The 13,569-nt window shown below is 68.0% G+C and carries 13 protein-coding genes; 11 read left to right on the forward strand and 2 right to left on the reverse strand.

The features are described from left to right. Nucleotides 1-88 precede the first annotated feature (88 nt). A complete protein-coding gene (locus tag ACO06P_RS16285) occupies nucleotides 89-931 on the reverse strand; it encodes a carotenoid 1,2-hydratase (RefSeq protein WP_420346282.1) in 843 nt (280 codons plus the stop codon). Nucleotides 932-951: 20 nt separating this feature from the next. Beyond that, nucleotides 952-2,532 carry a 1-hydroxycarotenoid 3,4-desaturase CrtD gene (gene crtD / locus ACO06P_RS16290; protein WP_420346283.1) on the reverse strand — a complete coding sequence of 527 codons (1,581 nt, stop codon included), beginning with the start codon at nucleotides 2,530-2,532 and terminating at the stop codon, nucleotides 952-954. A gap of 201 nt (nucleotides 2,533-2,733) precedes the next feature. On the opposite strand from crtD, the gene ACO06P_RS16295 reads away from it, so the two are divergent. The 11 genes from ACO06P_RS16295 (at nucleotide 2,734) to pufC (ending at nucleotide 13,477) form a co-directional block, all read left to right on the forward strand. Next, complete coding sequence (locus tag ACO06P_RS16295) at nucleotides 2,734-3,600, forward strand: polyprenyl synthetase family protein (protein WP_420346284.1); 867 nt, start codon at nucleotides 2,734-2,736, stop codon at nucleotides 3,598-3,600. Between the two features lie 149 nt (nucleotides 3,601-3,749). Continuing rightward, nucleotides 3,750-4,769 (forward strand): methyltransferase, encoded by a 1,020-nt coding sequence (locus ACO06P_RS16300; RefSeq protein WP_420346285.1) that lies wholly within the window; start codon nucleotides 3,750-3,752, stop codon nucleotides 4,767-4,769. A 107-nt stretch (nucleotides 4,770-4,876) separates the two neighbouring features. Next, entirely contained in the window at nucleotides 4,877-5,809 is a 933-nt protein-coding gene (gene bchC / locus ACO06P_RS16305; protein WP_420346286.1) for a chlorophyll synthesis pathway protein BchC, read from the forward strand. 128 nt (nucleotides 5,810-5,937) lie between these two features. Then, entirely contained in the window at nucleotides 5,938-6,909 is a 972-nt protein-coding gene (locus ACO06P_RS16310) for a chlorophyllide a reductase iron protein subunit X (RefSeq protein ID WP_420349652.1), read from the forward strand. Between the two features lie 5 nt (nucleotides 6,910-6,914). Further along, nucleotides 6,915-8,549, forward strand: coding sequence for a chlorophyllide a reductase subunit Y (gene bchY / locus ACO06P_RS16315; protein ID WP_420346287.1), 1,635 nt, complete (start codon nucleotides 6,915-6,917; stop codon nucleotides 8,547-8,549). Between the two features lie 2 nt (nucleotides 8,550-8,551). After that, the gene (bchZ, locus tag ACO06P_RS16320) at nucleotides 8,552-10,015 is read left to right on the forward strand and encodes a chlorophyllide a reductase subunit Z (RefSeq protein ID WP_420346288.1); all 1,464 of its coding nucleotides are present in this window, start codon (nucleotides 8,552-8,554) and stop codon (nucleotides 10,013-10,015) included. Between the two features lie 195 nt (nucleotides 10,016-10,210). Continuing rightward, nucleotides 10,211-10,363, forward strand: a complete 153-nt coding sequence (gene pufB, locus ACO06P_RS16325; protein WP_322097080.1) for a light-harvesting antenna LH1, beta subunit — start codon at nucleotides 10,211-10,213, stop codon at nucleotides 10,361-10,363. Between the two features lie 28 nt (nucleotides 10,364-10,391). Next, on the forward strand, nucleotides 10,392-10,547 hold the full coding sequence (pufA, locus tag ACO06P_RS16330) for a light-harvesting antenna LH1, alpha subunit (protein WP_299399038.1): 156 nt from the start codon (nucleotides 10,392-10,394) through the stop codon (nucleotides 10,545-10,547). A gap of 104 nt (nucleotides 10,548-10,651) precedes the next feature. Next, nucleotides 10,652-11,476: a photosynthetic reaction center subunit L gene (pufL, locus tag ACO06P_RS16335; protein ID WP_299399040.1), complete on the forward strand. Its 825-nt coding sequence runs from the start codon at nucleotides 10,652-10,654 to the stop codon at nucleotides 11,474-11,476. A gap of 16 nt (nucleotides 11,477-11,492) precedes the next feature. Next, nucleotides 11,493-12,467: a photosynthetic reaction center subunit M gene (gene pufM, locus ACO06P_RS16340; protein WP_420346289.1), complete on the forward strand. Its 975-nt coding sequence runs from the start codon at nucleotides 11,493-11,495 to the stop codon at nucleotides 12,465-12,467. Further along, nucleotides 12,464-13,477 (forward strand): photosynthetic reaction center cytochrome PufC, encoded by a 1,014-nt coding sequence (gene pufC / locus ACO06P_RS16345; protein ID WP_420346290.1) that lies wholly within the window; start codon nucleotides 12,464-12,466, stop codon nucleotides 13,475-13,477. Before pufM ends, pufC begins: the two co-directional genes overlap by 4 nt. The last annotated feature ends 92 nt before the right edge of the window (nucleotides 13,478-13,569 follow it).

The following is a 13,569-nucleotide window of genomic DNA, read 5'->3' on the forward strand; positions in this document are numbered from 1 at the left end:
TTCCTGCTGGTCGGGGGCGCGGCCGTGTGGCAGTTGTGGAGCGTCAGCAAAAGCGACGGCGCGCCCCAGACGAGCCCCGAGAGAGGTCCTAGGAACGGCGCGGCATCCGAAAGGGCAGCATCAACTGCACCAGGGGATGGCGAAAGCGGTTGAGGTCGAGGCTCTCGTGGACCGCCGTAACGTCCTCGCCCCGCACGCGGCTCGCCACCAGAGAGCGGGCGTAGAAGGGGCTGTCCTGCAGGGTTCGCAGAACCCGCGGCGTTGCCGAGGGGTCGGCCTGTGTCTGGCGCCCGATGCGCCAGAGGGTCCGCGGCAAGGCCGCTTCCGGCGGGCTGGGAAAGGGCTCGACGGTTCCGTCCCTCGCGACCTGGAGGGCGAGAGAGGTGGTCGTGCCGCCGCGCTCCCGCGCGTTATAGAGCAGCGCCGCACCTTCCTTCAGATGGGCCCGCGACCAATGCCAGCCGTGAAAGGACTGCTCCAGCGCCACGGCGCCGGCGTTGCTGTCGAAGTAGCCGCCGCCCTGCCAGCGCAGAGCGGGCTGATGAAAGTCGAGCTCGACCCTGGCGCGCGGCGCCACAGGCCACCAGTGATGCCGACCTGCCCGGTCCAGCGCCAGCTTTCGGCCGGTGAGGGCTTCGGGATAGAGGCGCAGACTGCCGCGCAGCCGTGACGGCAGGGGGACGGTCACTTCGTCGATGCCGACGCTCAGGCACTCACCATCCCAGCGCAGAGCACTGGGGCCGATGTGCAGATGCTGCGCGTCGCGGCTGAGGGCGCCGCCGCCCCGCTCCGTCATCGCCCAGCGGCCGCCGCGCGGTCCGTAGAGCGAGACGTTGACGGCGCAGTGGTTCAGCGGATCGGCGGTTCCACGCTGCCGCGCCCAGGCATAGTAGGGCGAGAAAACGCTGCCGATGAAAGCGATCACGGTCACGCCATGGCGGCCGTCGTCGCTCAGAGCATCGAGATACCACCAGGCATAGCCGCCGGCAGCGACGTCGACTGTAAATCCAGTTCCTGGAGAAGGCTCTCCGCCGCCAGCCGGCCCGAGGTCGCCGCCATCGGCACACCCGGGCCCGGATGCACGCTGCCCCCGGCCAGGTAGAGCCCGGGCAGGCGGGTTCGTGCCCCCGGCCGGTTGAAGGCTGCCTGCCATCCGTGCGAGGCCCGCCCGTAGAGGGCCCCGCCGCTGCCGGGAAACAGGCGGTTGAAGTCCTGCGGCGTCGACACGGCCATCGCCGCGCTCTGCCGTTCGATGCGCAGGCCGCAGTGCTCCATCCGGTCGAATGCTCTTTGCGCGCATGACTCGATCTCCTTGGCGTCGAGGGGGCCGTCGAGGGGGCCGTCGAGGGGCGGACCGTCTCCGCCGGCAGGTGCGTTGATCAGGCAGAGCAAACGCTCGGGCCCTTGCGGGTGCGGGTCGCCGGGGTCGCCGCGGTCCTGAGCGCAGACGTAGACGGTCGGCATTCGCGGCGCCCGCTGATGGTCGAAGATGTCCGAAAACTCGGCGGCGTAGTCTCCAGAGAAAAAGACGTTGTGACGCAGCAGGGGGAAACCCTCGGTCTTTGCCGTGAGGGCCCAGGTGACCGCGGAGAGCGAGCGCCCGGAAGGACTGGCCGCTGGGAGCGCCGCGGCGACGTCCTGGCCCAGCAGGCCGGCCGCCGCCGCTGCTGCATCGGCATTGACGACCACGGCGTCGGCGCTCAGCACCTCTCCGCTTGTCAGTTCGACGCCCGACACGCGGCCGCCGGCGGCTTTCACATCCTGCACCTCGGCCCCGTAACGCAATGTGGCGCCCAAGCTCTCAGAGAGTGCGGCGAGGGCCTCCGCCAGGCGCTGCATGCCGCCCTCGACCAGCCAGACGCCGCGCTGCTCCACGTGGGCGACCAGCATCAGGGTTGCCGGCGCGGCGAACGGCGAGGACCCGCAGTAGGTCGCGTAGCGGCCGAAGAGCTGGCGCAGGCGGGGATCGTGGAAGTGGTGGCCGAGCGCCGACCAGAGAGTTTCGAAGGGCTTGATACGCAAAAGCCCGCCGAGCCCGCGCCAGCCGACGTTGCGCACCAGACTGACGGGGCTGGGGCGCTGTGTTTGCATGAAGGAGGCTTCCAGCGTGGTGTAGACCTCTGCGGCCTCTTTGCAGAACGCGAGAAAGCGGCGCGCCTCCGCAGCCCCGGAGAAATCGCCGATGGCCTCGGCGGAGCGCGCCGCATCGGCAAAGAGGTCGAGCCGCTGGTCCGCGCTCCAGGCATGGCGGGCGAGGACCTCAACCGGCTGCAGCGCGACATGGTCCTCCAGCGCCGTGCCGGCCCGGGCGAAGATCTCGTCGAAGACCCAGCGCATGGTGAAGACCGTCGGGCCTGCGTCGATCGCCCGGCGGTCCGCTGCCGGGCCCACCATGACCTCGCGCATCTTGCCGCCCGGCGCCGCGGCCCGTTCCAGCAGCGTGACCTGCAGGCCGCGCCGCGCCAGCTCGACGGCCGCCACGAGGCCGGCGATGCCCGCACCGACAATGATGACACGGTCTCTGTCCACCATCGCTCTCCCCGGCGCTCTCCCCGGCGCTCTCCCCGGCGCTCCCTCCGGTGCTGCCGGCGTTGTTGGCTCTGCGGACGTCCGGCCTGTCGGGCAAGGCCGTTGACAAGCAATGCGGAACTGTCCAATCTATCTGACAGTATTATGTGACAATTAAAAATGACAGTCGAGGCTGATGTGGACGCACAAGCGCGGGAGGGCAGCATGAAGACGGTCAATCGGGTCGATGCGGTGTTGGACGCCGCGCTGCTTGCCGGCGAGGCCCCCGGGCACCCGCCGCGCCTGGCTGCCGCGATGCGCCACGCCGTTTTTCCGGGAGGCGCGCGGATCCGCCCCCAGCTCTGTCTTGCGGTGGCCAGTGCCTGCGGCGAAGGCGCTTCCGACATTGCCGCCGCGTCGGCAGCGGCGGTCGAACTGCTGCACTGCGCGTCGCTGGTTCACGATGACCTGCCGTGCTTCGACGATGCCGACCTGCGCCGCGGCAAACCCGCCGTTCACAAAGCCTTTGACGAACGTCTCGCCGTTCTGGCCGGGGACGCGCTGATCGTCATGGCTTTCGAGGTTCTGGGGCGTGGCGCCGCGGCACAGCCGCAGCGCCTCTCCGCCCTGCTGCGCATCGTCGGCGCAGCGGTTGGGACACCGCATGGGATTTCGGCCGGCCAGGCCTGGGAATGCGAACCCGCGCTCGACCTGGCGCAGTACCAGCGCGCCAAGACCGGCGCCCTCTTTGCCGGGGCGACCATGGCCGGAGCCGCGGCGGCGGGATACGAGCCTGCACCCTGGCGCCCGCTGGGCGAGGGACTCGGGGAGGCCTATCAGGTCGCCGACGACATCCGTGACGTCTTCGGCAATCCGGACGAACTCGGCAAGCCGGTCGGTCAGGATGCGGCCCATCAACGCCCCAACGCCGTTCATGCGCTTGGCCTGGACGGTGCGATCGACCGCCTGGAGGCGTTGGTCGTGGCGGCAGCCGAGTCGATCCCGCTCTGTCCGGGGCGCAGGGCCCTGCGGTTGCGCATCATCGAGGAGGCGCAGCGATTCCTACCGAAGAAGCTCCGGCGCGCGGCCTAGCCGACGCCACCCATCGCTCAGGGGTCCCGCAGGCCGCGCCGGCCAACCTGCGCGCCTTGCACGACCGGCTTTTGGGCGCGCGCGACCGGCTGCTCGCAAATCCGGGCTTTCAGCGCTGGGCCGCGCGCTTCCCCTTGACGCGGCCTATCGTGCGCCGACGCAGCCGCGCGCTCTTCGATCTCTGCGCCGGCTTTGTCTACACGCAGGTGCTCGCCGCCGCCGTGCGTCTCGATCTTTTCGCAATCCTGGCAGAAGGTCCGCAGGGGCGTGCCGACCTTGCCCGGCGCCTCGGTCTGACCGAAGAGGCCGCGGCGCGGCTGCTCGACGCCGCCGTGGCGTTGCGGCTGGTTGCGACCCGCGGTGGCGGGCGCTACGGCCTCGGTCCCCTGGGCGCTGCGATTGTGGGCAATCCCGGCATTGCGGCGATGGTCGAGCATCATGGCATGCTCTACGCCGACCTGCGCGATCCCGTCGCCCTGCTGCGCGGGGAGCGCGGCGGTCAGGCGCTCGCGCAGTTCTGGCCCTATGCCGACAGTGAAGCGCCCGATGCGCTGGGTGGCGACTCGGTTGCCGGCTATAGCCGTCTCATGGCGGTCTCGCAGCCGATGGTGGCGGCCGAGGTTCTCGATGCCTATGCGCTGGGCCGGCACCGCTGCCTGCTCGACGTCGGCGGCGGCGAGGGGGCCTTTCTGGCCGCTGCCGCCGCGGCGGCGCCGGAACTGGAACTGATGCTCTTCGATCTGCCGGCGGTCGCCCGGCGGGCCGAGCAACGCTTCGCCGGTCTGGGCCTCGCCGACCGCCTGAAGACCCACGGCGGCGACTTTCTGAAGGACGCCCTGCCGCTTGGCGCCGACATCGTTTCCCTCGTGCGTGTGCTCCACGACCATGAGGACGATGCCGTGCTGACGCTGCTGCGCGCGGTGCGCCGGGCGCTGCCGCCCGGCGGAACCCTGCTGGTGGCGGAACCGATGGCCCAGACCCGCGGGGCCGAGGCGAGCGGCGACGCCTACTTCGGGTTCTACCTGCTGGCGATGGGGCGTGGCTGTCCGCGCACGCCCGAGCGTATCGGCCGCCTTGCGGAGGCTGCCGGATTTGCGAATCCCCGGCTGCGCGCGACCCATACCCCCCTGCTGGCCCGCGTGCTTGTCGCAGAGGTCCCAAAAAGCTGACACCCGCATGTGTTCTGTTAACTTGACATTCCAGAGTGTCTATATAAGCTGACAGTCGATCGAAAGATGAGCCATAAGCCCTGATCCACAGGGCATGGAGAGCACCCTTGGAAACCCTCGCCGTTGTCCTGCAAAAGCCCGAGCATCTGGTCCTCGATCGGCTCGAGCTGTCGCCGCCCGGGGCCGAGGACGTCGTCGTCGACGTGGCCTGGAGCGGGGTCAGCACGGGAACCGAGCGCCTGCTATGGTCCGGCGACATGCCGGCGTTTCCGGGCATGGGCTATCCTCTGGTTCCCGGCTACGAGTCGGTCGGCTGGGTGACCGAGGCAGGCAGCCGGTCCGGCGCCAGGGTGGGCGAGTTCGTCTTCGTTCCCGGCGCGCGCTGCTTCGGCGACGTCAGGGGCCTTTTCGGCGGCGCCGCGGCGCGCCTTGTGGTGGCCGGCGAGCGGGTCATCGCGCTGGATGCCGGGCTTGGCGAGCGGGGCGTCCTCATGGCCCTGGCGGCCACCGCCCATCACGCCATCGTTGACGGCATTCCCGATCTCGTCGTCGGACACGGTGTCCTGGGGCGTCTCGTGGCGCGTCTGGCGCTCATTCTCGGCGCGACGGCCCCGACGGTCTGGGAGCGCAGCCCGCTGCGCAGTCAGGGCGGTGAAGGCTATGCGGTCGTCAACCCCGATGACGACCCGCGCCAGGACTACGCCAGAATCTGCGATGTCTCCGGCGATCACAGCCTGCTGGACAGTCTCATCGGCCGCCTCGCACCTGGCGGGGAGATCACCCTGGCCGGATTCTACAGCCAGCCCCTCTCCTTCGCCTTTCCGCCGGCTTTCATCCGCGAGGCGCGGATCAGGGTCGCGGCGGAATGGCGCGATGGCGACCTCGCGGCCGTCAGCGACCTTGTCCGGTCGGGGCGGCTTTCCCTGGAGGGTCTGATCACGCATCGCGAGGCGGCGGCGCAGGCCGAGCCTGCCTACCGCACCGCGTTCAACGACTCCTCCTGCCTGAAGATGGTTCTCGATTGGAGGCACTGCCAGTGACCAAGACCCAGGCAATGACCAAGACCCAGGCAACAACCAAAACCCAGGATGTTTCGGGCGCGACCCTTCCGTCTTCCGAGCCATCTGCTTCCGAGCCATCGGCTTCCGAACCGCGCACGACGGCGGAGATGGATGCGCGCCTGCGCGCCGAAGCGGCCAAGGGCCCTGACCCTGTCTCCACGGCGCCGGTGACGAAGGAGACCCAGATCATCGCCATCTACGGCAAGGGCGGCATCGGGAAGTCCTTCACCCTGGCGAACCTCTCCTACATGATGGCGCAGCAGGGCAAGCGGGTGCTGCTGATCGGTTGCGATCCCAAGAGCGACACCACGTCGCTTCTGTTCGGCGGGCGCAGCTGCCCGACCATCATCGAAACCTCCTCGCGGAAGAAGCTTGCCGGCGAGGAGGTCCAGATCGGCGACGTCTGCTTCAAGCGCGACGGCGTCTTCGCCATGGAGTTGGGCGGCCCGGAGGTCGGGCGCGGCTGCGGCGGGCGCGGCATCATTCACGGCTTCGAACTGCTGGAGAAGCTGGGCTTCCATGACTGGGGCTTCGACTACGTGCTGCTCGACTTCCTGGGCGACGTGGTCTGCGGCGGCTTCGGCCTGCCGATCGCCCGGGACATGTGCCAGAAGGTCATCGTCGTCGGCTCCAACGATCTGCAGTCGCTCTATGTAGCCAACAACGTCTGCTCGGCCGTCGACTATTTCCGCAAGCTGGGCGGCAATGTCGGCGTCGCCGGCATGGTGGTCAACAAGGACGACGGCACCGGCGAGGCCCAGGCCTTTGCCGAGGCGGTGGGCATCCCCGTTCTCGCGGCCATCCCGGCGCACGACGACATCCGGCGCAAGAGCGCCAACTACGAAATCGTCGGCAAGCCCGGTGGGGACTGGGCTCCTCTGTTCGAGGAACTCGCCCAGCAGGCAGCCGGGGCCGGGCCGCAGACGCCGACGCCGTTGACCCAGGACGCGCTTCTCGGCCTCTTCGCCAGCGAGGCGGTGGGGCGTGACGTGGTCCTCGACCCGGCGACCCCGGAAGACATGTGCGCGGGCGAGATCGTCGAAAAGCCCTCCCTCGAAGTCGTCTACGAAGGGGTCTGACCGCGATGCGCTCCGACGATCATCTGCCGACGAAGCCGCCCGACGCAGCAGCGACGGAAAGCGTTGCAGGCGGCTGCCACGGTGGCCAGGAGACCCTGCTGAACGCCGCCAGGGCGGCCGGCAAGACGGCGGCTCTGGAACGCTTGGCCGAGGACTATCCCAAGGGTCCGCACGATCAGCCGCAGTCCATGTGCCCGGCCTTCGGCTCCCTGCGGGTCGGCCTACGCATGCGGCGCACGGCGACGATCCTTTCGGGCTCGGCCTGCTGCGTCTACGGCCTGACCTTTACCTCGCACTTCTACGGCGCGCGCCGCACCGTCGGCTACGTTCCCTTCAATTCCGAGACCCTGGTCACGGGGCAGCTCTACGAGGACATCCGCAACGCGGTCGTCGAGATGGCCAATCCGGAACTCTACGACGCGGTGGTGGTCATCAACCTCTGTGTGCCGACGGCCTCGGGCATCCCGCTCGACCGTTTGCCGCGCGAGATCGAGGGCGTGCGCATCATCGGCATCGACGTGCCCGGCTTCGGCGTGCCGACGCATGCGGAAGCCAAGGACGTTCTGGCCGGCGCCATGCTGCGCTACGCCCGCTCGGAAGCGGAGCAGGGCCCTGTGCAGCGGCCCCGGCGCCAGAGTAACCAGCAGGCCGACCAGGACGCCGCGGAGCGCCCGACAGTCAGCTTGATCGGCGAGCTCTTCCCGGCCGATCCGGTCGGCATCGGCGCCCTGCTGGAGCCGCTCGGCCTGGCTGTCGGCCCGCAGCTGCCGTCGCGCGAATGGCGGGATCTCTATGGCGCACTGGACTGCCGCGTCGCGGCGGCAGTGCATCCCTTCTATACCGCCTCGGTGCGGGAATTCCAGGCAGCCGGACGGCCGGTCGTCGGCTCGGGCCCCGTGGGTGTCGAGGCGACCGCCGACTGGCTGCAGGCCGTCGGGGCGGCTGCCGGGGTGGCGGCGGAGCGCGTCGATGCCGCCAAGGCGCAGAGCCTGGCGGCGATCCGTGCAGTGCTGGCCGCCAATCCCATAAAGGCCCGCATCACCGTGTCCGGCTACGAAGGCTCCGAACTGCTGGTCGCGCGCCTGCTGATCGAGGCCGGGGCAGAGGTGCCCTATGTCGGCACCGCCTGTCCGAAGACGCCCTGGAGCGAGCCCGACCGCGCATGGCTTGCGGCGCAGGGAACCCATGTGCAGTACCGCGCCGCGCTGGAGCAGGATCTGGCGGCGATGCGCGAGGTGAAGCCCGATCTCGCGCTGGGGACCACGCCCCTGGTGCAGGCTGCCAAGGAAGAGGGCGTGCCGGCGATCTACTTTACCAACATGGTTTCGGCACGCCCGCTCTTCGGGCCTGCCGGGGCCGGCGCGCTGGCCGGCATCGTGGCGGCACAGACCCGCGGCCGCGAACGCTTCCGGCAGATGACCGCCTTCTTCGATGGGGTCGGCAGCGGCGATGCCGCGGGCTACGGACCGCGGCCTCCCAAGAAGGAGACCCCCAAGGCAACCGCAACAGAAGCGCCCGCCGCGCCGGAAAAGGCCCCTGCGCGCAGCACGGCGAAGCCCAAGGCACAGGTGAAGCCCAAGGCGCCGGCAAAACACAAGGCACAGGCGGAACCGCAGACTGCCGTGCAGGAAGGCGGCTGACCATGCTGGTCCTCGATCACGATCGTGCGGGGGGCTACTGGGGCGCCGTCTATGCGTTCTCGGCGATCAAGGGCCTGCGTGTGGTCATCGACGGGCCCGTCGGCTGCGAGAACCTGCCGGTGACGGCGGTCCTGCACTACACCGACGCCCTGCCGCCCCACGAACTGCCTGTCGTGGTGACCGGACTGTCCGAAGACGAGCTCACCATGAGCGGGACGGAAGAGGCTCTGCGGCGGGCCAGTGGCACCCAGGACCAGAAGCAGCCGGCCGTTGTGGTCACCGGCTCCATCGCCGAGATGATCGGCGGCGGCGTCACGCCCGAGGGCTCCAACCTCCGGCGTTTCCTGCCGCGCACCATCGACGAGGACCAGTGGCAGAGCGCCGACCGCGCGCTTTACTGGCTGTGGTCGGAGTTCGGCGGCAAGAAGGCGGCGAAGCGGCCGGCGAAGCCCCGGCCCGAAGGCGCCAAGCCCCTGGTCAACATCATCGGCCCGATGTACGGCACCTTCAACATGCCCTCGGACCTGGCGGAGATCCGCCGCCTGATCGAAGGTATCGGCTGCGAGGTGAACCTGGTCTTTCCCCTGGGCGCCCACGTGAAGGACGTGCCCCGGCTTGGCGATGCCGCGGTCAACGTCTGCCTCTACCGGGAATTCGGACGCCAGCTCTGCGAAGCTTTGGACCGGCCCTACCTGCAGGCGCCCATCGGCCTCTTTGCGACGACGAACTTCCTGCGCAAGCTGGGTGAGCTGACCGGTGTCGACCCGGAACCCTTCATCGCCGAAGAGAAGCACGGCACGATCAAGCCGATCTGGGATCTCTGGCGCAGCGTGACGCAGGACTTCTTCGCCACCGGCTCTTTCGCGGTTGTCGCTTCTGCGACCTACACCCGCGGCCTGAAGCGCTTCCTGGAGGAGGAGATGGGGGTGCCCTGCACCTTCTCCTTCGCCCGCACGGCCGGCAAGAAGCCGGACAACGACGCGGTCCGCACGGCGCTCAGAGAATCGCCGCCACTGGTGCTTTTCGGCTCCTACAACGAGCGCATGTACGCCGCCGAGCAGGGCTGCCGCGCCATCTACATTCCGGCATCCTTCCCCGGCGCAATCGTGCGCCGGGCGACGGGCACGCCCTTCATGGGCTATGCCGGTGCGACCTACATCGTTCAGGAATACTGCAACGCGCTGTTCGACGCGCTCTTCCACATCCTGCCGCTGAGCAGCGACCTCGACCGGGTGGAGGCGACGCCTGCGCGCGGCGCGCAGGCAAGCGCCTGCCGCTGGAGTGCGGAGGCCCGCGCCGCGCTGGAAGTGCATCTGGAGCGGCAGCCCTTCCTGGTGCGGATTTCGGCCGCCAAGCGCCTGCGCGAGCGCATCGAGACCGATGCCAAGAGCGCCGGCGAAGCGGAGGTCGGCGTCGAGCGCGTGAAACGCTCCCTGGCCGCTATGGCGGAGGGACAGAGCGCATGACCCGGACTTTCTCCAGATACGATCCTGCCTGCCGGCCCGCCGATCTCGGTGGCGGCCGGCGCGCAGCGATCCCCGAGCTCTTGCCCGGCACTGCCGGGCAGAGGACTCGTCATGGTGCTTGCACTGTGACGAACCCCGCCGCGTGGGATGAGCGCGGTAACGGCCACACGGCCATCCTTGTTGGAGGCCACTCGCATGGCTAACGGCGAAAGGAGCGGCTCCCTGTCCGGATTGACGGAGAACGAAGCCAGGGAATTCCACAAGTATTTCATGCAGGGATTCCTGTATTTCCTCGGGCTGACGATCATTGCCCACATCCTCATCTGGATCTGGCGTCCTTGGTTCTAGGTCCAGATCAGAGAAGGAGAGAGAAATCATGTGGAGAATCTGGCTTCTGTTCGATCCGCGCAGGGCGCTGATAGCGATCCTGGCGTTTGCGTTCTTCATGGTGCTGGTGAACCACTTCGTTCAACTCAGTACCGAACGCTACGGCAGCTGGCTCAACGAACCGGCCCAAACCAGCATCCAGTGATCGCTGGGCCTTTGGCAGCGGGCGCGCCCTTGAAGGGCCGTCCGCTGCCAACCCGCCGCCCGCGGCGGCTTTAAGTTCAGGGCGACCCAAAGGAGAGGCACGCCATGGCAATGCTCAGTTTTGAAAGGAAGTACCGCGTACGCGGAGGAACGCTGATCGGCGGCGACATGTTCGACTTCTGGGTCGGTCCCTTCTACGTGGGCTTCTTCGGTGTGACGACGGTCTTCTTCGCCGCTCTGGGCACCGTGCTGATCATCTATGGTGCCAGCCAGGGGCCGACCTGGAACCTCTGGCAGATCAACATCGCACCGCCGGACCTTAAGTATGGATTGGGACCGGCCCCGATGATGGAAGGCGGCATCTGGCAAATCGTCACCATCTGCGCTATCGGCAGCTTCGTCTCCTGGGCGCTGCGCGAGGTGGAGATCTGCCGCAAGCTGGGTATCGGCTACCATGTGCCGATCGCCTTCAGCGCGGCCATTCTGGCTTATGTAACCCTGGTGGTGATCCGTCCGCTGCTGCTCGGCGCCTGGGGGCACGGCTTCCCCTACGGCATCTACAGTCACCTCGACTGGGTGTCCAACGTCGGCTACCAGCACCTGCACTTCATGTACAACCCGGCGCACATGATCGCGGTCACCTTCTTCTTCACCACCACCCTGGCGCTCTCGCTGCACGGCGCGCTGGTGCTCTCGGCGGTCAACCCGGCCGAGGGGGAGAAGGTCAAGACGCCGGAATACGAAGACACCTTCTTCCGCGACACCATCGGCTACTCCATCGGCACCCTGGGCATTCACCGCCTCGGGCTTCTGCTCGCGATCAACGCCGGCGTCTGGAGCGCCATCTGCATCGTCATCTCCGGGCCGTTCTGGAACCGCAGCTGGCCGGAGTGGTGGGACTGGTGGCTGAGACTGCCGATCTGGTTCTAGGGAAAGGCAAGGGACCATGGCTGAATATCAAAACATTTTCACCCGCGTTCAGGTCCGCGCCGCCCCCGAACTCGGCGTCGACCTGCCGCGCCACGATTCCGACCGCGCCGGCAAACCCTTTTTCGCCTACTGGATCGGCTGGCTCGGGAATGCCCAGATCGGACCGATCTACCTGGGCTGGACCGGGATCGTTTCGCTGCTCTTCGGCTTCGCAGCCATCGAGATCATCGGCCTCAACATGGCCGCCTCGGTGAACTGGGATCCGATCGAGTTCGTCCGTCAACTGCCCTGGCTGGCGCTCGAGCCGCCGCCGCCGGAGTACGGCTTCGCATTCCTGCCACCCCTTTCCGAAGGCGGCTGGTGGGTCATGGCCGGGTTCTTCCTGACCATCTCCATCCTGCTGTGGTGGGTGCGCACCTATCGCCGGGCCCGCGCCCTGGGCATGGGGACGCATGTCGCCTGGGCCTTTGCGTCGGCCATCTTCCTGTTCCTCGTTCTGGGCTTCATCCGCCCGGCGCTGATGGGGAGCTGGGCGGAGGCCGTGCCTTTCGGCATCTTCCCGCATCTCGACTGGACCACGGCCTTCTCGCTGCGTTACGGCAATCTGCATTACAACCCCTTCCACGCGCTCTCGATCGTCTTCCTCTACGGCTCCGTGCTGCTCTTTGCCATGCACGGCGCGACGATCCTCGCGGTCAGCCGCCTTGGCGGCGAGCGCGAGATCGAGCAGGTGACCGACCGCGGCACGGCATCGGAACGGGCGGCGCTGTTCTGGCGCTGGACCATGGGCTTCAACGCCACGATGGAATCGATCCACCGCTGGGCCTGGTGGTTTGCGGTGCTGACGCCCCTGACCGGCGGCATCGGTATTCTGCTGACCGGCACGGTGGTCGATAACTGGTATCTCTGGTCGGTGAAACACGGTGTGGCCCCGCCTTACCCGGACGTCTTCCAAGGCATGGGCGACCCGGCGATGGGAGCAGGGCAATGAACATCTGGACCGGATTGCTGGCGGTTGTCGCAGCCTTTCTGACCGTCGCCATGTTCGTCATGGCGGACTGGGACCTGCCGCCGGTGGACAATAACCAGACCGGCTTCCGCGGCACGGCGATGGTGCAGATCGGCGATATCGAGCGCATGGCCGAGGGCGTTGCGGCGAACCAGTTGCCGGAACCGCCCTGGGAGCTTGACACCAGCGGCCCACGTGCCTCGGAAGTCTACGAGAACGTGCCGGTGCTGGGACATCTCAGTTCCGACCAGTTCGACCGCCTGATGGCCGCGATCACCGAATGGGTTTCTCCCGAGGAGGGCTGCGTCTACTGCCACAACGAGGAGAACCTGGCTTCGGACGAGGTCTACACCAAGGGCGTCGCCCGGCGGATGCTGCAGATGACCTGGGACATCAACGCCAACTGGACGGACCATGTCGCCGAGACCGGCGTCACCTGCTACACCTGCCACCGTGGCCATCCGGTGCCGCAGAACGTCTGGTACAGAGAGGAAGAGCCCGGGCCGACGGGCGGCTGGGCCGGCTATACGGCCGGGCAGAACACCGTTTCCGTCGGACTGACCTCCCTGCACACCGATCCCTTTACCGCGCTTCTGGGCGACTACGGTGAGATCCGCGTCGAGGGACTGGACGCCCTGCCGAGCGATCATGTGGTTTCGATCCAGGATACCGAGCGCTCCTATGCGCTCATGATCCATATGTCCGAGGCCCTGGGGGTCAACTGCACGTTCTGTCACAACACGCGTGCGGTCCAGGAGTGGGCGCAGAGCACCCCGCAGCGCATGACCGCCTGGCATGGCATCGAGATGGTGCGGGCCTTGAACATCGAACATCTCGATCCGCTGCAGCCGGTCTTTCCGCCGACGCGGCTGGGGCCTTTGGGCGATGTCGCCAAGACGTATTGCACGACCTGTCATCAGGGCGTTCAGAAGCCGCTGAACGGCGACAGCATGCTGGGCGACTTCCCCTCCCTGAGCGCCGCCCCGCCTTGAGCCAGTCTCTCTGAGGGGGGTGCCCTGGGCGCCGGCCCGCCGCGAAGGCGGGCCTGTCGCTTGGCCCTGTCGCTTGACCCTGCCGGTCGGCT

Source organism: Pelagibius sp. (assembly GCF_965227505.1).
Classification (GTDB): Bacteria; Pseudomonadota; Alphaproteobacteria; order Kiloniellales; family Kiloniellaceae; genus Pelagibius.